Below are 24,437 nucleotides of genomic sequence, written 5' to 3'. Positions count from 1 at the left end.
TAGCGTGGCGGGCATGGGAACACCGCTCACCGCTCTGACCGCCGGTTTCGGCACCGGCCTCTCGTTGATCGTCGCCATCGGCGCGCAGAACGCGTTCGTCCTGCGTCAAGGAATCCGACGCGAGGCGGTGCTGCCGGTGGTGGCGATCTGCGCGGTGTCCGACGCGGCGCTGATCGCCTGCGGCGTGGGCGGGCTCGGCGTCGTGGTCACGGCCTGGCCGGGCGCGATGACCGCCGTCCGGGTCGTCGGCGTGGCGTTCCTGCTCTGCTACGGCGTGCTGGCGGCGCGGCGCGCCTTCCGTGCGCCCGACCCGTCCGGCCCTTCCGGCCTGGAGGGCGGCGGCCCGACCGTCCGCTCGGGCCGCAGGGCCGTGCTCTCCTGCCTGGCGATGACCTGGCTCAACCCGCACGTTTACCTGGACACGGTGCTGCTCCTGGGCGCGGTCGCAGCCACCCACGGCACCCTGCGCTGGCAGTTCGGCCTGGGAGCCACTCTCGCCAGCCTCTGCTGGTTCGCCGCCCTCGGCTTCGGCGCCCGCCTCCTGGAGGGCTTCTTCCGCCGCCCCTCCTCCTGGCGCGCCCTCGACGGCCTCGTCGCCGCGACGATGCTGCTGGTCGCCCTGACGCTGGCGACCGGCGGCTGACGCTGCGTCAGTTTCCACCCACGGTCAGTTGCCCTGCGCCCACAGCCTGCGGACATGCCCGAGATGGGAGCTGATCAGCTCCTCTACCCCCGCCACGTCGCCCGCAATGATCGCGTCGAGCAGCCGCTCGTGCTCCTCCGCCGACTCGACCAGGCGGCCCGCCGAGACCAGGGCCTGGAGGCCGTAGAGGCGGGAGCGGCTGCGCAGGTCGCGGACGGTGTCGACGAGGTGGCGGTTGCCGTGGAGCGCGAGCAGGCCGAGGTGGAAGCGGCGGTCGGCGTCCACGTAGGCGATCAGGTCGCCCCGGCGGGCGGCCGTGACGATGTCGCGGGCGTGGGCGCGGAGGGGTTCGAGCTGGGCCGGGGTCGCGGTCTCGGCGACGCGGACGGTGGCCGGGATCTCGATCAGCTCGCGGATCTCGGTGAAGTCGTCCAGGTCCTGCTCGGTCAGGCCGACGATGCGGAAGCCCTTGTTGCGGACGACCTCGACCAGGCCCTCTTTGGCCAGGTCGAGCATCGCCTCGCGGACCGGCGTGGCGGAGACGCCGAACTCGGCGGCCAGGACCGGCGCCGAGTAGACGATGCCGGGACGGAGTTCACCGGCCACCAGGGCCGCGCGCAGGGCGTGGGTCACCTGCTCGCGCAGGCTGCGCCGCTCCTGCACCGCAGGGAGGTTGAGCGAGCCGCCGCCCGGGCTCTCGATGGGCTCCGTCGTCACCGTCGTACCTCTCGCGCGAAATCCTGTGCAACATCATCCTGCACCATCACGTGACACGAACGAACCCGCGCGTCAGAGCAGGAACCCGGCGGGGAAAGGGTCGGCAGGGTCGAGGAAGTACTGTGCCGTGCCCGTGATCCAGGCGCGCCCGGTCACCGTCGGCACCACGGCCGGTCGCCCGGCGACGGTCGTCTCCTCCAGCAGTCGGCCGACGAACCGGGTGCCGATGAACGACTCGTTGCGGAACTCCGCCCCCAACGCCAGCTCCCCGCGCGCGTGCAGCTGGGCCATCCGCGCGGACGTCCCGGTGCCGCAGGGCGAGCGGTCGAACCAGCCGGGGTGGATGGCCATCGCGTGCCGCGAGTGGCGAGCGTCGGAGCCGGGCGCGGCGAGGTAGACGTGGTGCACGCCGCGGATCCGCTCGTCCTCCGGGTGGACGGGCTCGCCCGCCGCGTTGACGGCGGCCATGGTTGCCAACCCGGCGCGCAGGATCTCGTCCTTGGCGGACCGGTCGAACGGCAGGCGGTAGTCGTCGAGTTCGACGAGCACGTAGAAGTTGCCGCCGAAGGCGAGGTCGTAGCGGATCTCCCCGAAGCCGGGCACGGCGACCTTGGCGTCCAGCCGCTCCGCGAAGGCGGGCACATTGCGCAGGGTCACCGAGGTCGCCGATCCGTCCTCGACGGCCACGTCCACGACGACCAGCCCGGCGGGCGTGTCCAGCCGGACGGTCGTCACGGGCTCCACGACGGGCACCATCCCCGTCTCCACCAGCACGGTCGCCACCCCGATGGTCCCGTGCCCGCACATCGGCAACAGCCCGGACACCTCGATGAACAGCACCCCGTAGTCGGCGTCCGGCCGCGTCGGCGGCTGCAGGATCGCCCCGCTCATCGCTGCGTGGCCGCGCGGCTCGTACATGAGCAGGGTCCGCACATGGTCCAGATGCTCGGCGAAATACGCCCTGCGCTCGGCCATCGTCGCACCCGGGATCACGCCGACGCCGCCGGTGACGACGCGGGTGGGCATGCCCTCGGTGTGGGAGTCGACGGCGTGGTAGATCTGACGTGTTTTCATGACCCGCTCCTCCTACCGCAGTCCCTCGGCGAGGACCTTCTCCGTCGCCCGGGTCACCAGCTCCCGAGCCGGGCCGGTCAGCTGCGCACGCGGGGCACGGCTCGGGCCGCCGTGGCGACCGGCAAGGTCCATGGAGAGCTTGATGGCCTGGACGAACTCCGTCTTCGAGTCCCAGCGCAACAACGGGTGCAAGGTGCGGTAGCGCGGCAGGGCGACGGCCAGGTCCCCGGCCACCGCCGCGCGGTACAGCTCCGCACAGGCGCGCGGCAGGGCGTTCGGATAGCCGGCGATCCAGCCGACCGCACCGGCCAGCGCCAGCTCCAGCAGGACGTCGTCCGCACCGATCAACAGGTCGAGACCGGGGGCCAGTTCGGCGATCTCGTAGGCACGCCGGACGTCTCCGCTGAACTCCTTGACCGCGACGATGCTCCCCGCGGCATGCACCTCGGCCAACAAGGACGGGACGAGGTCGACGCGGGTGTCGTGCGGGTTGTTGTAGGCGACGACGGGCAGGCCGACCCGGGCGACCTCGGCGTAGTGCGCGATCACGCCCTCGCGGTCCGCGCGGTAGGCGTTCGGGGGCAGTTGGAGCACCGATCCGGCGCCTGCCGCTGCCGCCTGCTCGACCCAGCGCCGCGACTCGGCGCTGCCGTAGGCGGCGGTACCGGCCATCACCCGGCGGCCGTCCCCGGCGGCCTCGACGGCGACCCGGACCACCCGGGCCCGCTCCTCGTCGGTCAGGGTCTGGTACTCGCCGAGCGAGCCGTTGGGGACCACGCCGTCGCAGCCGTTGTCGAGCAGGAACCGCACATGCCGCGCGTAGGCGTCGTAGTCGACGGACCCGTCCTCGCGGAACGGGAGTGCGGTGGCCACCATGACTCCGTGCCAAGGCGCTTGGCGCTCGTCGGAGGTGGGAACAGGGGCGGGGGTCATTCCTTGGCTCCTCGTGTGGGCGGGGAAGCGGACGGGGGCGGTTCGACGGCGGACTCGGCCAGCAGGCCGAGCGGGACGGGCACGGCAAGCGGGCGGGTCAACGCACCGTCGACGTACGGTTCGGATGCGGAGGTCGCGTAGCCGGCACACAGGCGGGAGACGGCGGGACCGCACATCCGGCCCTGGCACCAGCCCATTCCGGCGCGGGTCAGCAGCTTGACGGTCCGCTGGTCGCCTGCGCCCAGTCCGACGACCGCCTCGCGGATCTGACCTGTCGTCACCTCCTCGCAACGGCAGACCTCGGTGTCGTCGTCGAGCCAGGCGGACCAACCAGGGCCCGGCGCATGGCGGATGGCCATCAGCTCGGCGAACTCCCGCAACCTGGCGCGGCGGCGCAGCAGCGCCGCGGGCACTGCGCGGTCGCCCGCGACAGCCCGCCCCGCCAACTCGCCTTCGACAAGCGCCAGCTGCACGCCCCCGACCCCGGTGGTCTCGCCGGCGGCCCAGATACCGGGGACGCTGGTGCGCTGGCTCGCGTCGACCTCCAGCGCGGCGGCGCCGTCCGCCGACCGGACCGTGCGGCAGCCGAGTTCGAGCGGGAGCTCCAACTGCGCGACCAGCCCGTGCCCGACCGCCACGGCATCGCACGCGACACGCTGCTCCGTGCCCGGGGCCGGCCGCCACGCGCGGTCGAGCCGCATCAGCGTCACCGACTCCACCCGGTCGACGCCGTGCGCGGCGACGACCGCGGTGCGGGTGCGCAGCGCCACCCGGTGCCGGGCGAGGACGGCGGCGTGCCGCGCTCCCTCGACCAACTTGCCGGGGTTGGCGGCGAGCACCCGCGCACCGGACGCGTAGCCGAGGTAGCCGGCCGCCTCGGCCACCAACGGCACCTGCGCCCCGGCCTTGACCAGCGACGCTGCCACGGCCAGCAGCAGCGGCCCGCTTCCGGCGACCACGACGCGGCGTCCCGGCAGCACCAGGCCGGACTTGAGCATCGCCTGCGCTCCCCCGGCGGCGACGACACCAGGCAGCGTCCAGCCCGGGAAGGGCAGCTGACGCTCGTGCGCACCGGTGCCGAAGAGAACATGACGAGCCGTCAGGCTCCGTGCCTGACGTTGGTCCGGGCCGGTGAGAGCGTGGATCCGCCACCGCCCTCCGTTCGGCGTCGGGACGACGGACCAGACGTGGTGGTCGGCGAAGTACTCGACCGGACCGAGCCGTCGCAGCAATGCCGCGAATGCGGCCCAGCCGCGGTGCAGCGCCTGCGGCCGTGCGGCGTGGAGTTCGGCGGCGGGCTGCCGGTAGAACTGCCCGCCGGGCCGCGGCGCGGCGTCCACCAGCGCGACGCGAAGCCCGCGTTCGGCCGCCGCCACGGCACCGGCCAGGCCGGCCGGACCCGCGCCGATCACGGCGAGGTCGAAGTCGGCGGCAACGCGCTCGACCTGACCGGCACAGTCGACCTGACCGGCATGCTCAGGCGAGGTCGGCATGACCGCCCCCTCGCTGCGTCCGCACCTGCGCGCCGGGGCGGGCCGGAGCCAGGCAGGCGCGGACGTTGGGCGTGCCGTCCAGTTCGACCAGGCAGTCGAAGCAGACGCCCATGCCGCAGAAAGCACCACGCGGGCGATTGCCGTTGCGGGTCAACCGCCAAGCCAGGCGGCCGGACTGCCACAGCGCGGCCGCCACCGTCTGCCCGTGCAGAGCGGGGACGGGCTCGCCGTCGAAGCGGAACTCGAAGCCGGCCCCGGGCCTGGCCCTGACGAGCTCGAAGGGGTCGGGCGGTGTGCGACTCACGGCTGCGCCTCCTGCTGCGGATGGGCGAACCTGGCGGGATCGAAGGGCGCAGGGTCGAGGAACGGTCTCTCGCCACGGACGAGTTGGGCGATCAGCAGACCGGTCGCCGGGGCGAGCCCGACGCCCGCGCCCTCGTGACCGCAGGCGTGGAACAGCCAGGACCGGACCGCGTCGCGCCCGATGGCGGGCAGGTGGTCGGGGAGGTACGGCCGGAAGCCCCGGTAGGCGCGGATCGCCCGCACCGAGGCGAGGGCGGGGAAGAGCGCGGTCGCCTGCGCGGCCAGGCGCGCCAGCGCGGGCACGGACAGCCGCCGGTCGAAGCCGACCCGCTCCCGGGTCGCGCCGATCAGCACCGGACCCGCCGCCGTGCCCTCGACCACGGCCGAGCTCTGCAAATCGGCCGATCCGCTGGCGACGTCCGCGACGTAGTCCGCCGCGTAGACCTTGTGCCGCACCAGGGGCGGCAGCGGCTCGGTGACCAGGACGAAGCCGCGTCGGGGCCGTACCGGCAGCGTGGATCCGGCCAGCGCCGCAACCTCACCGCCCCACGTGCCGGCCGCGTTGACCACCGTGTCGCAGTGCAGGGTGCCGTGACGGTCCGTCAGCACGCGTCCCCGGTCCAGGCCGATCACGTCCGTGCGGGTCAGCAGATCAACCCGGCCGGTGTCCCGTGCCCGCCGCAGCAGCGACGCCGCCGCGCGAGCCGGCTGTACCTGGGCATCCTGCGGATAGTGGATGCCACCGGCCAGGTCCGGTGCGAGCTGCGGTTCGAGCTCGCCCAGGCGCTCGGCGGGGACCCACTCGGCCGCGACGCCTGCCTTTCGCTGTCCCTCGGCCAACTCCCGCAGCGCGCCCAGCGCCTGGGCCTCCGAGGCGACCACCAAGCCGCCCTTGGGCTCGTACTCCAGCGCCTGCGCGCCGAGTTGCTCGGCGAGCTCACGCCACAGGCGGATGCCCGCGAGCGCGAGGTCGAGCTCAGGACCGGGCAGCTTGTCCGAGACCAGCAGGTTGCCCTCACCCGCTCCGGTCGTCCCCCCGGAGACCGGCCCGCGATCCACCACCGCAACGCGCACCGCAGGATCCGAGGTGAGCGCATCCGCGCACGCCGCGCCGATGATCCCGGCGCCGATCACGACCACGTCGTAGCGAAGACCTGTAGGCACGTCAGTAATATGTCACACAGCATCCCGGCCGACAATGGTCCACGCGCGGCCATGCACGGTCGCGCACGACCCCGCACACCCGGTCACGTCCGGCAGTACGCCTGTCCGTCGAACGTCCACTCCCAGCCGACCTCGCCCCGCTGCTCGCAGACCCCGGAAAGGGTGACCACGCCGGGCAGGTTCAGCGCGTGGCCGACACAGAGGACCTCGCAGAGCAGGTCCAGGTCCTCGTCCTCGATCCGCAGCACGCCACCCGGCTCCATCCGCAGATCGGCCCACGCGGTCACCGGCTCGTCCTGGGCGAAGAGGCCGCAGACCACCGTGAACGCCCCCACCCCCGCACCGAGAAGGAATCCGCGCAGGGCCTCCGCGCCGTGGGCGTAGGCGATGCGCAGCAACTGCTCGGGAAAGACGCCGGACAACGCAGCCTCCGCGGTCTCGCCGAGCATGCGTGCCAGCATCCCCCGGACCTGACCGCGCTCGTGGGCACGCTCGACGCGCAGCAGGAACTCCGCGAGCGGTTCACCGTGCCAGGGGACCCACTCCTCCTCGCCCGCCGGGTCGGCGAGGTAGGCCAGGTGACTGTCGCCGTCCGTGAGCGGCAGGCTCTCACGTGCGCAGTAGGCCTCGAAGTCCTCCGGCGAGAAGGCCCGCGCGTGCATCTCGACGCAGTCGCGCTGGAGGTCGGCCAGCAGCGCCTCGATATCGCGCAGGTAGTCGCCGAAGCTCTCGTAGCTCGTGCACCCCTCGGAGCGCAGCTCCTCGAAGTCGCCCCGGTTGGTAACCAGACCGAGCATGGTCGGCCGGACCGCCGGCGTCGGCCGCGCCGAGTCCGCGGGCGAGCCGCAGCGGCGGTGGTCGCGCGGGGTCACGACCCGGACGGGCGGGCACTGCGCAGGTCGGGGGCCATTGGGACGAGCCTGCCGGACGGGACGAGCGTGCCTGGCCATGGGAGCCTCCGAAGCTGAACGAGGGGTCGTACTGCTCCTCGTCCTCCCCTCCGGCGATCTTCCTATGCACACCCTCTGTAACAGAACTGTCACTGCTGGTGACGCAGGGCTACGACAGGCACCAACAAAAAGCCACAGGACAGACGAAAGCGCCCCGCCACTCCCCGACTCCGGGGTGGCAGGGCGCCGACGTCTTCGCGAAGCCGCCTGGCTCGTGCGCTCAGTGCGCTCAGTCGCGCTGCTGGGCGCGGAGCGAGGGCTTCAGCTCCATCAGCCGGGCCAGCAGCCCGTTGACGAAGGAGGGGGACTCATCCGTGGAGAAGTCCTTGGCGATCTCGACGAACTCGTCCAGGACCACCGGGTCCGGGACCGAGTCCTCCCAGATCAGCTCGTACGCACCGAGGCGGAGCACGTTGCGGTCCACGATCGGCATCCGGTCGAGCGTCCAGCCCACCGCGTAGGTGGAGAGCAGGTCGTCGATCCGGGCCGCATGGCGGCCGTAACCCTCGACGAGGTCCCGGGTGTACTCCGGAACCTGCGGCACGCCCTCCTCCCCCGTGCGGGCGCGCGCCACCCACTCGGCGAGGACCAGCGTGGGCCTGACGCCCCGGTGGTCAGCCTCGAAGATGATCTGGAAGGCCTTGGTCCGGGCCTTGTTACGCGCGGTGGCCACGGTTAGGAATTCACCCGGCCGAGGTAGTCGCCGGTGCGGGTGTCGACCTTGATCTTCTCGCCCTGGTTGATGAAGAGCGGGACGCCGACCTCGGCGCCCGTCTCCAGCGTCGCGGGCTTGGTGCCACCGGTGGAGCGGTCGCCCTGGAGGCCCGGCTCGGTGAAGGTGACGACCAGCTCGACGGCGGCCGGGAGCTCGATGTACAGCGGGGCGCCGTCGTGGATCGCGACGACCGCGTCGAAGCCCTCCAGCAGGAACTTGGAGGCGTCGCCGACGACCTTGGGCTCGACGTGGGTCTGCTCGTAGGTGTCCATGTCCATGAACACGAACTGCTCGCCGTCCTTGTAGGAGAACTGCATCGTGCGCTTGTCGACGTTGGCCGTCTCGACCTTCACGCCGGCGTTGAAGGTCTTGTCGACGACCTTGCCGGACAGCACGTGCTTGAGCTTGGTGCGCACGAAGGCCGGGCCCTTGCCGGGCTTGACGTGCTGGAACTCGACGACGGACCACAGCTGGTCGTTGTCGAGCTTGAGCACCATGCCGTTCTTGAGGTCGTTGGTGGAAGCCACAGTCGCCCTAACTTCTGGATTTCGCTTGTCAGCGTTGTCAAGGAACCAAGTCACGTGTCCGGGGACCCCGAAGCGGGATCACAGGGCGAGGAGCTCCTTGGTCGTGATGGTGAGCAGCTCGGCGCCCCCGTCCTCGGAAGGACGGACGACGAGCGTGTCCTCGATCCGGACACCGCCGCGACCCGGGAGTGTCACCCCCAGTCCGACCGTGACCGGCACACGGTTCTCAAGTTTACCGAACTCGCCAGGCCACAGATCCAATGACCCCAGGCGTGGCTCCTCCTCGACATCCAGACCCACTCCGTGACCGACTCCCTCGGCCTGCACGTCCGGGTGCCCGGACGCCTCCAGCACGCGGCGCGCGGCCTGCGCGCAGTCGTCCAACGAGCCCCCCAGCACCAGCCCCTCGCGCGCGGCGCGTTGGGCCGCGAAGACCAGGGCGTGCAGCTCTATCTGCCACTCCTGCGGGGCCAGCCCGACCACGAACGTCCGTGCGGCGGACGCGCGGTAGCCCCGGTAGCAGGCGCCGAGCGAGACGGTGATGAAGTCGCCCTCCTCCACCCGCCGGTCCCCCGGCAGATGCCGCAACCGCCCGGCGTGGTCGCCGGTCCCGACCCGGACCGGGAAGGCCGGTCCGTCCGCGCCGTGGTCGACCATCCGCCGCTCCAGCTCCATCGCCAGATGGCGCTCGCTGCGGCCGACCAGGATCGACTCCAGCAGCTCGCCGAGTGCCTGGTCGGCGATCTCGCCCGCGACCCGTAGGCAGTTCAGCTCCTGCTCGTCCTTGACCACCCGCAGTTGCTCCACGCCGTGGTGCAGGTCGCGCAGTTCGGCGCGGGCCGCTGCCACGGCGACGGCGACGGCGCGATGACGGGCGACGGTGAGGTCGTGCTCCTCCACGCCCAGCACCTCCACCTGCGCGGTGGAGGCGAGGACGGCGGCGGGGTCCTGTCCGGGCGGCACGAGCAGCTCGTCCAGCGCGTCGTCCCGGTCCCGGAGCGGATGCGCCACCGCGAGGAGCGCGTGGTCGCGCGTCAACAGCAGGGCCTCCGCCGAGGGCACCCCCGTCAGCCACCGGACGTTCGACGGCGCGGTCACCAACGCGGCGTCCACACCAGCGGCGCTGCAGCGCGCCCGCAGGCGCTCCCGTCGCTCTCCGTACACGTCAGCCATGCTCCGAGGCTATGTTCGCCGACGGCGCCCCGCTCGTTGGAAGCCCTCCGTGAGCAGCAATTTCCGAGCGGTGGGGAAGTTGCACTTACCTCCAGGGGCGCGGGGCTCTGCGCGAGCAACCACCCTGTGCGGACGGCCCTGAACGTTCGGTGCCTACCTGCGTGGGTGGCTTGTCGCGCAGAGCCCCGCGCCCCTAGAGGTGCAACTTCCCCACACCTGAAAACTGCGACCCCGTACTCCCGAAGGACTTACCGCCCGCTGTGAAGAGCCTGCTGCACCGCGTGGTCCAGCGCTGCCGCCGTCTGCGCGATGTCCATGCGGGAGTTGTCGATGATCGGCAGGCCGCTCCCGTACCACCCGGACATGCGGCCGTGGATCATGGCCACCTGCTCGTCGGGCAGCCGTCGGTGCCCGCTGCGCTGCGCGTTGCGGGCGAGGACGACGTCCAGGCCGGGAAGGAGGACCACGGCGATCAGCTGGGGGCCGACGTGGCGGCGCCAGCCGCCGAGGCCGACGGCGGGTTGGTCCGGGAAGACCGCGTCGTCGATGACGACGGAGAAGCCGTTGGCGAGATAGTTCCGCGCGGCGAAGCCGCAGGTGCGGCGGGCCAGGCGGTACTGCGCCTCGGCCTGGTCGTTCCAGCCCGCGGTCGGGCTGGCGAAGCCCGAGCGGACCCACTCCCGGACGTCGTCGAGGCTGACGTGCGCGGTGGGGGTGGGTCGCCGTTCCGCCCAGTAGCGGGCGACGGAGGTCTTGCCCGCGCCTGCCGGGCCGATCAGCAGCAGGGAGAGCGGCCCTCCCGCCGACGCCGCCACCGGTGGTGGCGGTGGCGTGGGCAGCACGAACTGCCCGGTCTGCCCGATCGCCGCGGACTCCGGCAGCGCGCGCAACTGCAGCGTGGCCCGGGGCGGGCCGGAGTTCGAGGACGGCGGCAGGCTGCCCGGGTAGTACCCGTGGCTCTCTGACATCCGGTCACCTCCCGGGGGACGACGATACAACGCGCCGACCCCCGGTACAGTGCCTCACCAGCTGATTGGCCTGATCACAGGGTTGCTCGGCGGCCCGCTCAGCGGTCTGCTCAACGATCTGCGGCAAGCGCCCGCAACGCCAGTTCGTACGAGCCGATGCCGAAGCCGGCGATGGTCCCGCTGGCGACCGCGGAGATCACCGAGGTGTGCCGGAACTCCTCCCGCGCATGCGGGTTGGAGATGTGGACCTCGATCAGCGGCGCGGTGCGCTGGGCCGCCGCGTCCCGCATGCCGTACGAATAGTGCGTGAACGCACCGGGGTTGATGACGACGGGCAGTTGACCGTCGGCCGCCTCGTGCAGCCAGCGGATCATCTCGCCCTCGTCGTTGGTCTCCCGCACGTCGACGTCGAAGCCGAGCTCCGCGCCGAGCTTCGTGCAGCGCTCGACCAGGCCCTTGTACGAGGTGGACCCGTAGACGTCCGGCTCGCGTGAGCCCAACCGGCCCAGGTTCGGGCCGTTCAGCACCAGGACCCGCTGCATCGGACCTCCCTGCGTCGGACCTCCCTGCATCAGACGCCGACCTCCGCGTACGCGGCGACCAGCAGCGTCGGGTCCGGAGCCTCCAGCACGGTCGGCTTGCCCAGACCGTCGAGCACGATGAACCGCAGCCGGTCGGCGCGCGACTTCTTGTCCACCTTCATCGCGTCGAGCAACTTGGGCCAGGCGTCCGCCCGGTAGGTCAGCGGCAGGCCGACGGAGGCCAGCACCGCCCTGTGGCGGTCGGCGGTGGCGTCGTCGAGCCGGCCGGCCAGGCGGCCCAACTCGGCGGCGAAGACCATGCCGACGCTGACCGCGGCGCCGTGACGCCACTTGTAGCGCTCGTTGCGCTCGATCGCATGACCCAGCGTGTGGCCGTAGTTGAGGATCTCCCGCAGCCCGGACTCGCGCAGGTCGCCCGAGACGACCTCGGCCTTGACCTTGATGGACCGCTCGATCAGCTCGGCCGTGTGCGGCCCGGCGGGGGTCTTGGCGCCCTCCGGGTCGGCCTCGATCAGGTCGAGGATGACCGGGTCGGCGATGAAGCCGGTCTTGATGACCTCGGCCAGCCCGCTGACGTAGTCGTGCTTGGGCAGGCTCTCCAGCGTGTCCAGGTCCGCCAGCACACCCACCGGCGGGTGGAAGGAGCCGACGAGGTTCTTGCCCTCAGCGATGTTGATGCCGGTCTTGCCGCCGACCGCGGCGTCGACCATGCCCAGCAGCGTGGTCGGCATGGCGACCCAGCGCACGCCGCGCAGCCAGGTCGCGGCCACGAAACCGGCCAGGTCGGTGGTCGCGCCGCCGCCGATGCCGACGACGACGTCGGTCCGAGTGAAGCCGGTCTGCGCGAGCACGGACCAGCAGTACGCGGCGACCTCGGCCGACTTGGCCTCCTCCGCGTTCGGGATCTGGAGCGCGATGGCCTCGTAGCCCTGCTCGGCCAGGTCGTCGCGGATGGCCTCGCCGGTCGCGGCCAGCGCCTCGGGGTGGACCACCGCGACGCGCTGCGCGGCGGTGCCGATCAACCCGGGCAGCTCGCCCAGCAACTGACGGCCGATCAGTACGTCGTAGGCCTCGCTGCCGCCGCTCGCGCCGACACGAATCCTCGTAATGTCCTGACGCCCACTCATGCCTTTTTCAACTCCAGTGCGTCCATGACCGCGTCCGCGACCTGATCCGGCGTCAACCCGGCCGTGTCGACCACGACCTGGGCCACGCGCGTGTACACGGGGCGGCGCTGCTCCATCAGTTCACGCCAACGCGCACGCGGACTGCCGACCAGCAGCGGACGCGGCGCGTCGAGGCCGACCCGCTTGACGGCGTCCGTCAGCGCCACGTCGAGGAAGACCACCGGCAGACCGTGCAACAGCTCCTCGGTCTCCGCGCGCATCACCGCGCCGCCGCCGAGGGCCAGCACGCCCGCGTGGTCGGCGACGGCGGTACGGACCGCCTCCGCCTCCAGCGCGCGGAAGTGCGGCTCGCCGTCCTCGACGAAGACGTCCGCGATCGGCTTGCCCGCCATCGCGACGACGTCGGCGTCCGTGTCCCGGAAGCCGACGCCGAGCCGCGCGGCCAGCAGCTCGCCGACCGAGGACTTCCCGGCGCCGGGCGGGCCGACCAGGACGACGACGGGCTGCGTCAACTCACTGCGCGTCACTTCACCACCAGGTGGTCGAGGTAGCCCTGGACATTGCGACGGGTCTCGCTGACGTTGTCGCCGCCGAACTTCTCGTTGACCGCGTCCGCCAGGACCAGCGCGACCATCGCCTCGGCGACGATGCCCGCCGCCGGGACGGCGCAGACGTCGGAACGCTGGTGGTGCGCCTTGGCCGCCTCGCCGGTGCGGGTGTCGATGGTCGCCAGCGCGCGCGGCACGGTGGCGATCGGCTTCATCGCGGCGCGGACCCGCAGCAGCTCGCCGGTGCTGAGGCCGCCCTCGGTGCCGCCGGAGCGGCCCGACGCGCGGCGCACGCCCTCGGGGGTCGGCAGGATCTCGTCGTGGGCCTGCGATCCGGGGATCCGGGCCAGCTCGAAGCCGTCGCCGACCTCGACGCCCTTGATCGCCTGAATGCCCATCAGCGCGGCGGCCAGCCGCGCGTCGAGGCGACGGTCCCAATGCACGTGCGAACCCAGACCGACCGGGACGCCGTAGGCCAGCACCTCGACCACACCGCCGAGGGTGTCGCCGTCCTTGTGGGCCTGGTCGATCTCCGCGACCATCCGCTTCGACGCGTCGGCGTCCAGGCAGCGCACCGGGTCCTCGTCCAGCCGCGCCTCGTCGACGGGGACCGGGACCACCCCGGCCGGGGCCTTGGCCGCGCCCAGCTCGACGACGTGCGAGACGAGCTCGATCCCGCAGGTCTCCTTGAGGTACGAGCGGGCGACCGCGCCGAGCGCGACCCGGGCCGCGGTCTCACGGGCGCTGGCGCGCTCCAGGATCGGACGGGCCTCGTCCAGCGAGTACTTCTGCATGCCCGCCAGGTCGGCGTGGCCCGGACGCGGGCGGGTGAGCGGCTCGTTGCGGGCCAGACCGGCCAGGATCTCCGCGTCGACCGGGTCGGCCGACATGACCTGCTCCCACTTCGGCCACTCGGTGTTGCCGACCATGATCGCGACCGGCGAGCCCATGGTCAGACCGTGGCGGACGCCGCCGAGAAAGGTCACCACGTCCTGCTCGAACTTCATCCGCGCACCACGGCCGTAACCGAGCCGACGACGCGCGAGGGCGTCGGCGACGATCTCGGTGGTGACGGGGACTCCGGCGGGCAGACCCTCCAGCGTCGCGACAAGTGCGGGGCCGTGCGACTCCCCGGCCGTCAGCCAGCGCAGCGTTCCCAAGGGTGTGCTCCTTCAGCTCCCGAAACTGCCTCTGTCGCGATCCTCCCATGTCGGACACGCAGGAGCAGAATCCGTCCCACGAACTGATCAGTCCGTGGGACGGTTCGTGGGGCGCGCGGGGACGCGGTTCCGCGAAGCGGAACGTGCACCAGGCCGTCAGTGCGCGGCGGCCAGTGCGGCCTCCCCGGCGGTGCGCATGGCACCGACCACGTCGGCGTCCGCGAGGCCGGTGAACATCCGGAACTGGAGCACGGCCTGGTGCACCAGCAGGTCGAGCCCGCCGAGCACCACGCCGCCCTGCTGCTGCCAGGCGGCGGCCAACGACGTCGGCCACGGGTGGTAGAGCACGTCGAACAACGCGCCGAGACCCTCCCTGGGCGCGGCCGACAGCGCATCGGCCAGGAAGTCGGTCGCGCCGACCGGCGTCGTGGAGACGACGAGCTCCGCATCGAAGGCCTCGGCTGCCCGGTCCCACTCCTGCGGGACCACGTCGACGCCGAGCCGCTCGCCGAGCGCCCGCATCTGCGCCGCCCGCTCGGGGCCGCGCACGAAGGCGAGCACCGGACCGTCGCAGAGCTGCGCCAGCGCGGCCAGCGCCGAGGACGCCGTCGCCCCGGCGCCGAGCACCGCCGCGCTGCGGACCCGGGTGACGCCGCGCTCGCAGAGCGCGGCGACCAGCCCGGGGACGTCCGTGTTGTCGCCGGTGCGGCGGCCGTCCGGGTGGAAGACGACCGTGTTGACCGCGTCGACCGCCAGCGCGCCCGCGCTCACCTCGTCGAGCAGGCGGATCACCACGCGCTTGAGCGGCATGGTCAGCGAGAGCCCGGCCCAGCCCTCGCCCGCCACGTCGAGCTTGCCGAGGAAGTCGGGCAGACCCACCTCGTCGACCTCGAAACGGTCGTACTGCCACTGCGGCGCCCGCCCCAGCGCCTCGTACCCGGCACGGTGCAGCACCGGCGAGAGCGAGTGCGCGATCGGGCTGCCGAGCACGGCAGCCCGCCGTACCCGCAGCTGATCCTGACGGTCCGTCACTGGCACTGTCCCGTCGAGCGGTTGACGTTCTGCCCGTGGTTGGCGCAGTAGAGCTGGACGTCGTTCAGGAAGTCGCTCCAGGTGACCGCGAACTTGGTGTCGGTCGAGTCGACGGCGACGAAGTACACCCACTGGCCCGGCGTCGGGTTCAGCACCGACTGGATCGCCGCCTCGCCCGGGTTGCTGATCGGCGTGGGCGGCAGGCCCTTGGACTTGTAGGTGTTGTAGCCGTTGGTGATGCCGTCCTTCTGGGCGTTGGTGAAGGTGGTGCTGCCCAGGAAGTACTGCAGCGGGGTGTCGAGCTCCAGGTAGCCGTTGGTCGCGTTGGTGTTCAGGCGGTTGTAGAGCACCCGGGCGATCTTGCCGAAGTCCCCGACGTTGTTGCCCTCGGCCTGCAGGATGCTGGCCTCGGTCAGCACCGCGTAGGCGTCGCCCAGGTTCTGCGACTTGCCCGCCGTGGCGAGCGAGAGCTTCTGGATCTCGTTGTTGGTGTTGGCCACCATCTGCTTGAGCAGGTCGAGCGGCTTCATGCCGGTGGCGATCGAGTAGCGCGTCGGCCAGAGGAAGCCCTCGGGGTTGTTGTGCGCCTCGGGCGGCAGGCCGAGCTGGCTCGCGTCCGCCTTGGCGACACCCGCCGTGGTCCCGGGCGTGAGCTTGAGGGCCTGGTCGATCCTGCCGTAGATGTACTTGGAGGTCTTGCCCTCGGGGATCACCAGCGAGTTGCCGCCCGCCTGGTCGATCAGCAGCTGCACGGCCGCGGCGCCGGACATGTGCGAGTTCAGCTCGTAGTACCCGGGCTGGATAGAGACCGACTTGTTGTTGGCGTTGTACGCGTTGGTGAACGCCTTGCTGCTCTCCACCACGCCGGCCTGGACCAGGACCTGCGCCATGACGTCACCGGTGGCGCCGTCCGGGATCTGCACCTGGACCTGGGTGCTGGTGCCGTTGCCGGCGTAGTCCGGCGGCGGGCCGAAGTGCGACTCGTAGTACTGGTAGCCGAAGTAGCCACCGGCGCCGAGGCAGGCGACCAGCACGAGGGACAGGCCCAGGCAGGTCATGCCGCTGCGCTTGCGCTCGCTGCGGCCACGCTCCGCGTCCTTGCGGCGACCGCTGCGGCTGTCGTCGGACTCGGAGAGGAAGGGAACGTACGCCTCCTCGCCGTCCTCGGACTCCTCGACGAAGACGTCCTCGTCGCTGCGCCTGCGACCGCGACCAGCGGTGTGGCCGTCCCCATAGCCATCGTGGCCGTCGCCGTAGGGGTCGAGATCCTCGTCGGACTCGCCGGGGAACGTCTCGCCCCGCGCCTCCGCCTCGAGCCGGGCGGCCTCGGCCACCCAGTCGATCCCGTCCGGGCCGGGACCCGACGGCTGCTGCTGCGGCTGAGGGTGCGTCGCCTGCGGGTTCTGCGGTCCCTGCGGCGCGCCCGGCATCGGCTGCGACTGCGGACGCGGCCGGTACTGCGGCTGCCCCGGACCCGGCTGCGGCGGCTGCTGCGGGTACGGCTGCTGTTGGGGCTGACCGATCTGGTGGCCGGACTGCTGCTGGCCGTACGGGTACTGCTGCGGCTGCTGCGGCGGGGTGTACACCGGCTGCTGGCCGGTGCCGTAAGGATCCTGCGGCCAGCCCTGCTGCGGCTGCTGCGGGTGCTGCGCCTGCGGCGGCTGTGGCGCCTGCGGGTGCTGCGGGTACGGCTGTTGACCGTGCTGTTGGCCGTGCTGTTGACCGTAGGGGTACGGCGGCTGCGGCTGCTGGGGGTGCTGTGGCTGCCCGGTCTGCTGCCCGTACGGATACGGCGACTGCGGCGGATAGCCGCCCTGGTCCCCGTAGGGGCCACCCTGGCCCCACGGTTCGGAGCCGTAGCCCCGGCCCTGGTCGGTCATGCATCCCCTCGGATTCAGCGACGCCCGGTCCAGAAGGCGTCAGCGGCGAATCGAACCAGCGTGCCCATCGGCGGCGCCGTGGACGGAACGTTACCCGACCGAGTCCGACAACTCGGTTTGGCCACGTCCACGCCACGCTGAGCCGCGCCGCCCGTCGCTCAGTGTGACGAAAGGGGCCCGCCAGAAAGCGGACCCCCATTCAGCCGGGCGTCACTCTACAACGGCTGGACCGTCTCGCCGGGCGGTCTTCCGCTGGATTTCTCGGTCTCCAGCGCGCTCTGCAGGATGACCACGGCTGCTGCCTGGTCGATCCGCGAGCGCCCCTGCTTCGACTTCACTCCTGCGGCGCGCATGCCTGCCGCCGCGCTGACGGTGGTCATCCGCTCGTCGACCAGCCGCACCGGCACCGGGTACACCCGGGTGGCCAACTGGCCTGCGTACTCACGGACCTTGGCCGCCGCCGGTCCCTCGCGCCCGCTGAGCGAGCGCGGGAGCCCCACGACGACCTCGATCGCCGCGTACTCCTCGACGATGGCCGTCAGTCTTCCGAGTGACTTCTTACCTGCCGGGACCGTCTCCACCGGAGTGGCCAGCAGCCCGTCGGGGTCACAGCTCGCGACCCCGATCCGGGCGTCGCCGACGTCCACGGCGATCCGGCGGCCTCGGCGCATGGACGGCGCGTCCACAGCGTCCACGCGCCTCAGGCCTTCTCGGCGACGAGGGTGCGCACCGCCTCGACGGCCTGGCCGACCGCGGACGCGTCCTGGCCGCCGCCCTGGGCGACGTCGTCCTTGCCGCCACCGCCGCCACCGAGGGTCTTGGCCGCGGCGCGGACCAGCTCGCCGGCCTTGACGCCGCGCTCGCGGGCGGCCTCGTTGGTGGCGATCACGGTCAGCGGACGGCCGTTGGCCACGGTGAACAGCGCGACGACGGCGGCCCGGCCGCCCTGGCCGACCCGGGCGCGGACGTCCAGAACCAGCTTGCGCAGGTCGTCGGCGCCGGTGCCGTCCGGGACCCGGCCGGTGACCAGGGCCGTGCCGCGCACGTCCTCGGCGCCCTCGGCCAGCCCGGCGGCGGCCTGGAGCACCTTCTCGGCGCGGAACTTCTCGATCTCCTTCTCGGCGTCCTTGAGCTTGGCGAGCATGCCGGAGATCTTCTCCGGCAGCTCCTCCGGACGGCCCTTGACCAGCTCGGTCAGCTGGGCCACTACGGTGTGCTCGCGGGCCAGGAAGTTGTACGCGTCCACGCCGACCAGCGCCTCGACGCGGCGCACGCCGGAGCCGATGGATGACTCGCCGAGCAGCTTCACCAGACCCAGCTGGGCGGTGTTCTGCACGTGCGTGCCGCCGCACAGCTCCTTGGAGAAGTCGCCGATGGTGACGACGCGGACCTTCTCACCGTACTTCTCGCCGAACTCGGCGATGGCGCCCTGCTTCTTGGCCTCGTCGATGCCCATGATCTCGGCGGTGACGTCGAGTTCGCGGGAGAGCACCTCGTTGATCTTCTGCTCGACGTCCGTCAGCACCGTGCCGGGGACGGCGGTCGGCGAGCCGAAGTCGAAGCGGAAGCGCCCCGGGGAGTTCTCCGAACCGGCCTGGGCGGCCGTCGGGCCGAGCGCGTCGCGCAGCGCCTGGTGGGTCAGGTGGGTGGCACTGTGGGCGCGGGCGATGGCCCGGCGGCGGCGCACGTCGATGGTCGCCTGCACGGCGGAGCCGACGGTGATCTCGCCGACCTGCACGACGCCCTTGTGCACGATCACGCCGGGGACCGGCTTCTGCACGTCGTGGATGTCGATGACGGCACCCGACTCGGTGCGGATCCGGCCGTGGTCGGCCAGCTGGCCGCCGCCCTCGGCGTAGAACGGGGTGCGGTCGAGCACGACCTCCACGTCGTCGCCCTCGGAGGCGGCCGGCGCGGAGACGCCGTCCACCAGCAGGCCGACGACGGTGGCCTCGGACTCGTTGTGGGCGTAGCCGGTGAACTGGTTCTCGCCGGACGCGTCCGCGATGGAGCGGTAGGCCTGGACGTCGGCGTGGCCGGTCTTCTTGGCGCGCGCGTCGGCCTTGGCCTTGTCCTTCTGCTCCTTCATCAGACGGCGGAAGCCGTCCTCGTCCACGGAGAGGCCCTGCTCGGCGGCGATCTCCAGGGTGAGGTCGATCGGGAAGCCGTAGGTGTCGTGGAGCTGGAAGGCGTTGTCACCGGAGAGCACCGCACCGCCCGCGGTGCGGGTCTCGGTGATGGCGCTGTCAAGGATGTTGGTGCCGGCCTTGAGCGTCTTGAGGAAGCGGGTCTCCTCGGCCAGCGCGACCGTCTCGATGCGCTTACGGTCCGTCAGCAACTCGGGGTACTGCCGGCCCATCGTGTCGAGCACGACGTCGAGCAGCTGCTCGACGACCTCGCCCTGGGCGCCCAGCAGGCGCATGTTGCGGATGGCGCGGCGCATGATGCGGCGCAGCACGTAGCCGCGGCCCTCGTTGCCGGGGGTGACGCCGTCGCCGATCAGCATGGCGGAGGTGCGCATGTGGTCGGCCACCACGCGCAGCGACACGTCCGAGGCGTGGTCGGCGCCGTAGCGGACGCCGGTCAGCTCGGTGGCCTTGTCGATGACGACGCGCAGCGTGTCCGTCTCGTACATGTTCTGGACGCCCTGGAGGATCATCGCCAGGCGCTCCAGGCCGAGCCCGGTGTCGATGTTCTTGGCCGGGAGGTCGCCCAGGATCGGGAAGTCCTCCTTGCCGGTGCCCGCACCGCGCTCGTACTGCATGAAGACCAGGTTCCAGATCTCCACGTAGCGCTCGTCGTTGACGGCCGGGCCGCCCTCGACGCCGAACTCCGGGCCGCGGTCGTAGTTGATCTCCGAGCACGGGCCGCAGGGCCCGGGGACGCCCATGGACCAGAAGTTCTCCGACTTGCCCAGACGCTGGATCCGCTCGGCGGGAACGCCGACGACGTCGCGCCAGATCTGCTCGGCCTCGTCGTCGTCCAGGTAGACGGTGATCCAGAGCTTCTCCGGGTCGAGGCCGTAGCCGCCGTCGGCGACGGAGCTGGTGAGCAGCTCCCAGGCGTACGTGATCGCCCCTTCCTTGAAGTAGTCGCCGAAGGAGAAGTTGCCGCACATCTGGAAGAACGTGCCGTGGCGGGTGGTCTTGCCGACCTCCTCGATGTCCGGGGTGCGGACGCACTTCTGCACGCTGGTCGCCCGGGAGAAGTCCGGCTTGGTCTCGCCCAGGAAGTAGGGCTTGAAGGGCACCATGCCTGCGTTGACCAGCAGCAGGGTGGGGTCGTCCGCGATCAGCGACGCCGAGGGGACGACGGTGTGGCCGCGCTCCTCGAAGAAGCGCAGCCAGCGGCGGCGGATCTCAGCCGACTCCATTACAGGTCCTCATTCCGGTCGAGCTTGCTGGTGGTGATGCTGGGCTGGTGCTGGTGCTGGAGGTTCTGCGGATTCCGTGCTGCCAATGCCTGCCGCGCGGGCGGCTCCGCCGCGTCACGGCCGCGGGGAAGTGCGGAGCGCTGCGGCGCTGCACGCAGCACCGGCGCGTCGGACGGGCCGGGCGCGGCGAGCACGCTGCCGTCCAGGCCGAGCTCGCGGTTGAGCTGGAGCTCGCGCTGGAGCATGCCGGCGCGCACCTCGTCCCTGAAGTTGCGGACGGCGCGGCCGACTTCGAGCGAGCCGACGGCCGCGCCCTCGGCCAGGCTGCCGGGGGTGAGCGAACGGGCCACCCGGTTCGCCTTGTTGAGGGTCCAGACGGTGGCGCCTGCGCCCACCGCCATCCAGAAGATCCGGCGCATCGGTCAGGCCCTCCTTCCCAGGCCCAGCAGGCGCAGCAGTCCGTTGCGACGCACCGTCGCCCGCTGCACCTCGGCCTTCACCATCCGCTCGATGATCTCGCGTTCCGTCTGGTGCGGCACGTATTTTTCGGGCCGCCCCGCCGCCCGCTGCTTGGCCACCGCGCTGCGGACGCCGTAGCTGAAGGCGGAGAGCTTGACCAGCGGGCCGCCCAGGGTGGCCGCCATCGTCGACGACAGCGCGTGCGCGTTGGCGGCGGCGTCCTGGACGTCCGCCGTGATCGCGTCGACGCGGACCAGCTGGTCGTTGGCGGCGCGCAGCGCGTCGGCCGCCTCGTCGAGCAGCGGCACCGCGCGTTCGGTCACCGCCTCGACCAACTCGGTCGCCTGGCGCAGGGCGCGGGCGAGCCGCACCAGCACCACGGCGAGGAGAGTGACCAGCACCGCCCAGAACACGGCGACGACGAGGCCCGCGACCTCTCCACCCGACACCTTGGCGCTCCCTCGCAACGGCTGACCTGCGTCAGCCGACCGGCACAAGCTTGAACGTTCTGCGAAACCCTATCGCGCCAAGTGGGAGGATCCCGACCGCCCTACCACCCGGCCCGGCGGCGCGTGCTGCAACGGCGACATTCCTGAGCGGATCCGCGACGGGAACGTAACCTACCGTTTGGTCACCTCGTTGGGCCGTCCAGGGGAAAGTACCCAGCGCCTGTCCGGCCACGGCGCTGGCCTCCGAACCTCCGAAGGGGTATCTGTGCAGAGAGGCTCGTCCGGCAACCTGCCCGCCGAGTTCACCGGATTCGTCGGCCGACGGACCGAGCTGGCCGAGGCGCAGCGGCTGCTGCGGGCGGCGCGGCTGGTCACCGTGGTCGGCCCCGGCGGTGTCGGCAAGTCCCGGGTCGGCCTGCGCGCCGCCGCCGTGACCGCGCACCGGTTCCCCGACGGCGTCTGGCTCGTCGAGTGCGCCACGGTCACCGATCCCGCGGTGCTCTGCCACACGATCGCCGAGGCGATGCGGCTGACCGACGGCACGGCCCGGCCGGTCCGCGAGGTGCTGCTCGACTTCCTGCGCCCCCGCCGTCTGCTGTTGGTTCTGGACGGTTGCGAGCACCTGGTGGAGGAGCTGGCCCCCACGGTGGGCATGATGCTGGCCGCCGCCCCGGGCCTCCATCTGCTGGCCACCAGCCGCCAGCCGCTCGAGGTCGCCGGGGAGCACCTGCTCCCGCTCGCGCCGCTCCCGGCCGACGGTCCCGACTCGGACGCCGTCGCCCTCTTCGCCCAGCGGGCCGCGGCAGTGCTGCCCACGTTCCGGCTGACGGAGGAGTCCTCGGCGCAGGTCGCCACGCTCTGCCACCGTCTGGACGGCATCCCGCTGGCGCTGGAGCTGGCGGCCGGACGGCTCCGCGTGCTGTCGGTCGAGCAGATCACCCAGCGGCTGGACGACCGCTTCCGGGTGCTGACCGGCGGCTGCCGCACGGCGCTCCCCCGACACCAGACGCTGCGCACCGCGATCGGCTGGAGCCACGAACTCTGCTCGCCGCACGAACGGTTGCTCTGGGCCCGGCTCTCGGTCTTCGTCGGTCCGTTCGACCTGGAGGCCGCGGAGTACGTCTGCGCCGGTCCCGACCTGCCCGCCGAGGACGTGCTGGACGTGCTGTCCGAGCTGGTCGCCAAGTCGATCGTGCTGCGCGAGGACGAGCCTCTCGACGCCGACGGCACGCCGCGCTACCGGATGCTCGACACCCTGCGCGAGTACGGCGCGCAGTGGCTCCACGACTCCGCCACCGAGCTGCAACCGCAGCGCCGCCACCGAGACTGGTACCTGGGCCTGGCCACCTGGGGCGAGGTCGAGTGGTTCAGCCCGCGCCAGCTGGAGACCTGCGTCCGCACCGAGCGTGCGCACAGCAATCTGCGCGCCGCGCTGGAGTACTGCCTGGTCGAGCCGGGCGAGGAGCAGCTGGCGCTCTTCCTGGTGGGCACCCTCTGGTACTTCTGGGTCGGCTGCGGCCACCTGGCCGAGGGCCGGATGTGGCTGGACCGCGCCCTGGCGCTGGCCCCCGAGCCCACCGATGCGCGGGCCAAGGCCCTCTGGGTGACCGGTTACCTGGCCACCCTCCAGGGCGATCTCCCCCATGCGCTGCCGGTGTTGGAGGAGTGCCGCCAGCAGGCGCTGGAGACGGGCGACGACCGGGCGCTCGCGTACGCCGTGCACCGGCAGGGCTGCGCGGCGCTGATCGGCGACGAGCTGGACCGCGCGGTCGAGCTCTTCGACGAAGCCCTGTGGCACTACGACCAGTTGGGCGAGCTCAACAGCAACGTGCTGATGGGCATGTTCGAGCTGGGGCTGGCCCACACCTTCCGGGGCGACAAGGCCACGGCCGCGACCTGGATGGCCAAGGTGCGCGGTGAGTGCGAACGCTTCGGCGAGCAGTGGGCCTACGCCTACGGCCTCTTCGCCAGCGCCTTCTCGGCCTGGACCGACGGCGAACCGGCGCTCGCCCTCAGGCATGCACGCGAGTGCGTCCGCCTCAACCACGCGTTCCGGGACCTGGTCGGCCTGGTGCTCGGGCTGGAACTGGTCGCGCTGATCACCACCGCGCCCGGCCCCGACGGCTCGCCGGGCGACCTGCACGAGGCCGCGCTGCTGCAGGGCGCGGCGAGCACGGTCTGGCGTTCGGTCGGCACGCCGCTCTTCGGCTCACGCAACTTCACCGCCGCCCACGAGGAGTGCGCCCGACGCATCCGCGCGGGCCTCGCCGAGGAGGAGAGCGCGGAATCGTTCCGCTCCGGGGCCGGGCTCGACCTCGACACCGTCGTCGCGCGCGTCCTCACCGGCCCCCCGGCACGTGCGCTCGCCCACCGTGCGGGCGCCCACCGTGCGGGCGAGGACGCAGTCGGGACCGAAGCAGGGACCGAGGCCGGTTCCGACGCCGGGTCCGGGGAAGCACAGCGCCCCCACGACCGTGAGGCCGTGGGGGCGCTGCGAGGACCGCTCGCGGGTCAGCGCGAGTAGTACTCGACGACGAGCTGCTCGTCGCAGATGACCGGAACCTCACGCCGCTGCGGCATGCGGTCCAGGCGGAAGGCCAGGGCCTTCAGGTTGACCTCGAGGTACTTCGCGGTCTGACCCTCACCCGCGTTGCCACCCTCACGGGCGACGACGAACGGGGTCTTCTCCTTGGAACGCTCGCGAACCGTGACGACGAAGCCGGGCTTCATCTGGAACGACGGGCGGTTGACCTTGTGGCCGTTGACCTCGATGTGGCCGTGGACGACCATCTGACGGGCCTGGTAGATGGTGCGGGCGATGCCCGAACGCAGGACCAGGGCGTCGAGACGGGTCTCCAGCAGAGCGACGAGCGCCTCACCGGTCTTGCCCTCGACCTTGCGGGCACGGTCGAACGCGCGCGCCATCTGGGTCTCGGACAGGTCGTACTGGGCGCGCAGACGCTGCTTCTCGACCAGACGGACCTTGTAGTCCGAGTTCTGCTTGCGGCCACGGCCGTGCTGCCCCGGGGGGTACGGGCGGGCCTCGAAGTACTTGACGGACTTCGGGGTCAGCGGAATGCCCAGTGCACGGGCAATCTTGACCTTGGGGCGCTTCTGGTTCGTCATGAACCGCTACCTCTTTCGGTGTGTAACTGGCTCACCGCTGTTGAAGGAGGTCGCCTCTCGCGGTCCGGGAGACCAACTCAC

At 71.9% G+C, this 24,437-nt stretch carries 24 protein-coding genes; 2 read left to right on the top strand and 22 right to left on the bottom strand.

The genetic code is table 11. The annotated features are described in order from the left end of the window. The first annotated feature begins 13 nt into the window (after positions 1-13). A complete protein-coding gene (locus ABH928_RS34365) occupies positions 14-643 on the top strand; it encodes a LysE/ArgO family amino acid transporter (RefSeq protein WP_370072649.1) in 630 nt (209 codons plus the stop codon). A 24-nt stretch (positions 644-667) separates the two neighbouring features. Here the strand turns inward: ABH928_RS34365 and ABH928_RS34360 are convergent, their stop codons facing one another. From ABH928_RS34360 to ABH928_RS34260, 21 genes are all read right to left on the bottom strand, one after another. Continuing rightward, positions 668-1,345 carry a GntR family transcriptional regulator gene (locus ABH928_RS34360; protein WP_370072657.1) on the bottom strand — a complete coding sequence of 226 codons (678 nt, stop codon included), beginning with the start codon at positions 1,343-1,345 and terminating at the stop codon, positions 668-670. Positions 1,346-1,432: 87 nt separating this feature from the next. Beyond that, positions 1,433-2,434 carry a proline racemase family protein gene (locus ABH928_RS34355; RefSeq protein ID WP_370072648.1) on the bottom strand — a complete coding sequence of 334 codons (1,002 nt, stop codon included), beginning with the start codon at positions 2,432-2,434 and terminating at the stop codon, positions 1,433-1,435. 12 nt (positions 2,435-2,446) lie between these two features. Then, the gene (locus ABH928_RS34350) at positions 2,447-3,367 is read right to left on the bottom strand and encodes a dihydrodipicolinate synthase family protein (protein ID WP_370072647.1); all 921 of its coding nucleotides are present in this window, start codon (positions 3,365-3,367) and stop codon (positions 2,447-2,449) included. Next, complete coding sequence (locus ABH928_RS34345) at positions 3,364-4,860, bottom strand: NAD(P)/FAD-dependent oxidoreductase (RefSeq protein WP_370072646.1); 1,497 nt, start codon at positions 4,858-4,860, stop codon at positions 3,364-3,366. Before ABH928_RS34345 ends, ABH928_RS34350 begins: the two co-directional genes overlap by 4 nt. Then, on the bottom strand, positions 4,844-5,164 hold the full coding sequence (locus tag ABH928_RS34340; RefSeq protein ID WP_370072645.1) for a (2Fe-2S)-binding protein: 321 nt from the start codon (positions 5,162-5,164) through the stop codon (positions 4,844-4,846). The genes ABH928_RS34345 and ABH928_RS34340 overlap by 17 nt, the downstream gene beginning before the upstream one ends. Then, entirely contained in the window at positions 5,161-6,327 is a 1,167-nt protein-coding gene (locus ABH928_RS34335) for an NAD(P)/FAD-dependent oxidoreductase (RefSeq protein WP_370072644.1), read from the bottom strand. Before ABH928_RS34335 ends, ABH928_RS34340 begins: the two co-directional genes overlap by 4 nt. Before the next feature lie 83 nt (positions 6,328-6,410). Beyond that, the gene (locus ABH928_RS34330; protein ID WP_370072643.1) at positions 6,411-7,199 is read right to left on the bottom strand and encodes a hypothetical protein; all 789 of its coding nucleotides are present in this window, start codon (positions 7,197-7,199) and stop codon (positions 6,411-6,413) included. A 307-nt stretch (positions 7,200-7,506) separates the two neighbouring features. Next, positions 7,507-7,950, bottom strand: coding sequence for a transcription antitermination factor NusB (gene nusB, locus ABH928_RS34325; protein WP_370072642.1), 444 nt, complete (start codon positions 7,948-7,950; stop codon positions 7,507-7,509). A 2-nt stretch (positions 7,951-7,952) separates the two neighbouring features. After that, complete coding sequence (gene efp, locus ABH928_RS34320; RefSeq protein ID WP_370072641.1) at positions 7,953-8,519, bottom strand: elongation factor P; 567 nt, start codon at positions 8,517-8,519, stop codon at positions 7,953-7,955. A 78-nt stretch (positions 8,520-8,597) separates the two neighbouring features. Beyond that, a complete protein-coding gene (locus tag ABH928_RS34315) occupies positions 8,598-9,692 on the bottom strand; it encodes a M24 family metallopeptidase (RefSeq protein ID WP_370072640.1) in 1,095 nt (364 codons plus the stop codon). A gap of 248 nt (positions 9,693-9,940) precedes the next feature. Continuing rightward, complete coding sequence (locus tag ABH928_RS34310) at positions 9,941-10,660, bottom strand: AAA family ATPase (RefSeq protein ID WP_370072639.1); 720 nt, start codon at positions 10,658-10,660, stop codon at positions 9,941-9,943. 110 nt (positions 10,661-10,770) lie between these two features. Next, positions 10,771-11,202, bottom strand: coding sequence for a type II 3-dehydroquinate dehydratase (gene aroQ, locus ABH928_RS34305; RefSeq protein ID WP_370072638.1), 432 nt, complete (start codon positions 11,200-11,202; stop codon positions 10,771-10,773). A 29-nt stretch (positions 11,203-11,231) separates the two neighbouring features. Continuing rightward, positions 11,232-12,329, bottom strand: coding sequence for a 3-dehydroquinate synthase (gene aroB, locus ABH928_RS34300; protein ID WP_370072637.1), 1,098 nt, complete (start codon positions 12,327-12,329; stop codon positions 11,232-11,234). Continuing rightward, entirely contained in the window at positions 12,326-12,856 is a 531-nt protein-coding gene (locus ABH928_RS34295) for a shikimate kinase (protein WP_370072636.1), read from the bottom strand. Before ABH928_RS34295 ends, aroB begins: the two co-directional genes overlap by 4 nt. Continuing rightward, positions 12,853-14,037, bottom strand: coding sequence for a chorismate synthase (aroC, locus tag ABH928_RS34290; protein ID WP_370072635.1), 1,185 nt, complete (start codon positions 14,035-14,037; stop codon positions 12,853-12,855). The genes ABH928_RS34295 and aroC overlap by 4 nt, the downstream gene beginning before the upstream one ends. Positions 14,038-14,193: 156 nt before the next feature. Further along, on the bottom strand, positions 14,194-15,075 hold the full coding sequence (locus ABH928_RS34285; RefSeq protein ID WP_370072634.1) for a shikimate dehydrogenase: 882 nt from the start codon (positions 15,073-15,075) through the stop codon (positions 14,194-14,196). After that, entirely contained in the window at positions 15,066-16,949 is a 1,884-nt protein-coding gene (gene mltG / locus ABH928_RS34280; protein ID WP_370072633.1) for an endolytic transglycosylase MltG, read from the bottom strand. Before mltG ends, ABH928_RS34285 begins: the two co-directional genes overlap by 10 nt. A gap of 215 nt (positions 16,950-17,164) precedes the next feature. Further along, the gene (gene ruvX, locus ABH928_RS34275) at positions 17,165-17,620 is read right to left on the bottom strand and encodes a Holliday junction resolvase RuvX (RefSeq protein WP_370072656.1); all 456 of its coding nucleotides are present in this window, start codon (positions 17,618-17,620) and stop codon (positions 17,165-17,167) included. A gap of 29 nt (positions 17,621-17,649) precedes the next feature. Beyond that, positions 17,650-20,322: an alanine--tRNA ligase gene (gene alaS, locus ABH928_RS34270; protein ID WP_370072632.1), complete on the bottom strand. Its 2,673-nt coding sequence runs from the start codon at positions 20,320-20,322 to the stop codon at positions 17,650-17,652. Continuing rightward, complete coding sequence (locus ABH928_RS34265; RefSeq protein ID WP_370072631.1) at positions 20,322-20,741, bottom strand: DUF6167 family protein; 420 nt, start codon at positions 20,739-20,741, stop codon at positions 20,322-20,324. Before ABH928_RS34265 ends, alaS begins: the two co-directional genes overlap by 1 nt. A gap of 3 nt (positions 20,742-20,744) precedes the next feature. Continuing rightward, on the bottom strand, positions 20,745-21,230 hold the full coding sequence (locus ABH928_RS34260) for a DUF948 domain-containing protein (RefSeq protein WP_370072630.1): 486 nt from the start codon (positions 21,228-21,230) through the stop codon (positions 20,745-20,747). A gap of 265 nt (positions 21,231-21,495) precedes the next feature. Here ABH928_RS34260 and ABH928_RS34255 point away from each other — a divergent pair, with 265 nt between their 5' ends. Next, a complete protein-coding gene (locus tag ABH928_RS34255) occupies positions 21,496-23,754 on the top strand; it encodes an AAA family ATPase (RefSeq protein WP_370072629.1) in 2,259 nt (752 codons plus the stop codon). Here ABH928_RS34255 and rpsD read toward each other — a convergent pair. Then, complete coding sequence (gene rpsD, locus ABH928_RS34250) at positions 23,742-24,356, bottom strand: 30S ribosomal protein S4 (RefSeq protein WP_370072628.1); 615 nt, start codon at positions 24,354-24,356, stop codon at positions 23,742-23,744. The genes ABH928_RS34255 and rpsD overlap by 13 nt on opposite strands. Between the last annotated feature and the right edge of the window lie 81 nt (positions 24,357-24,437).

The organism is Streptacidiphilus sp. MAP5-3 (assembly GCF_041262505.1).
Taxonomy (GTDB): domain Bacteria; phylum Actinomycetota; class Actinomycetes; order Streptomycetales; family Streptomycetaceae; genus Streptacidiphilus.
The sequence above is the reverse complement of the archived record's forward strand: the minus strand, read 5'-3'. Positions and strand labels throughout refer to the sequence as shown.

Coding starts and splice junctions, on each gene's coding strand:
- ABH928_RS34365 (WP_370072649.1), top strand. CDS start 14: ATGGGAACACCGCTCACCGCTCTGACCGCCGGTTTCGGCACCGGCCTC.
- ABH928_RS34355 (WP_370072648.1), bottom strand. CDS start 2,434: ATGAAAACACGTCAGATCTACCACGCCGTCGACTCCCACACCGAGGGC.
- ABH928_RS34350 (WP_370072647.1), bottom strand. CDS start 3,367: ATGACCCCCGCCCCTGTTCCCACCTCCGACGAGCGCCAAGCGCCTTGG.
- ABH928_RS34345 (WP_370072646.1), bottom strand. CDS start 4,860: ATGCCGACCTCGCCTGAGCATGCCGGTCAGGTCGACTGTGCCGGTCAG.
- ABH928_RS34315 (WP_370072640.1), bottom strand. CDS start 9,692: ATGGCTGACGTGTACGGAGAGCGACGGGAGCGCCTGCGGGCGCGCTGC.
- ABH928_RS34310 (WP_370072639.1), bottom strand. CDS start 10,660: ATGTCAGAGAGCCACGGGTACTACCCGGGCAGCCTGCCGCCGTCCTCG.
- aroQ (WP_370072638.1), bottom strand. CDS start 11,202: ATGCAGCGGGTCCTGGTGCTGAACGGCCCGAACCTGGGCCGGTTGGGC.
- aroB (WP_370072637.1), bottom strand. CDS start 12,329: ATGAGTGGGCGTCAGGACATTACGAGGATTCGTGTCGGCGCGAGCGGC.
- mltG (WP_370072633.1), bottom strand. CDS start 16,949: ATGACCGACCAGGGCCGGGGCTACGGCTCCGAACCGTGGGGCCAGGGT.
- ruvX (WP_370072656.1), bottom strand. CDS start 17,620: ATGCGCCGAGGCCGCCGGATCGCCGTGGACGTCGGCGACGCCCGGATC.
- alaS (WP_370072632.1), bottom strand. CDS start 20,322: ATGGAGTCGGCTGAGATCCGCCGCCGCTGGCTGCGCTTCTTCGAGGAG.
- ABH928_RS34265 (WP_370072631.1), bottom strand. CDS start 20,741: ATGCGCCGGATCTTCTGGATGGCGGTGGGCGCAGGCGCCACCGTCTGG.
- rpsD (WP_370072628.1), bottom strand. CDS start 24,356: ATGACGAACCAGAAGCGCCCCAAGGTCAAGATTGCCCGTGCACTGGGC.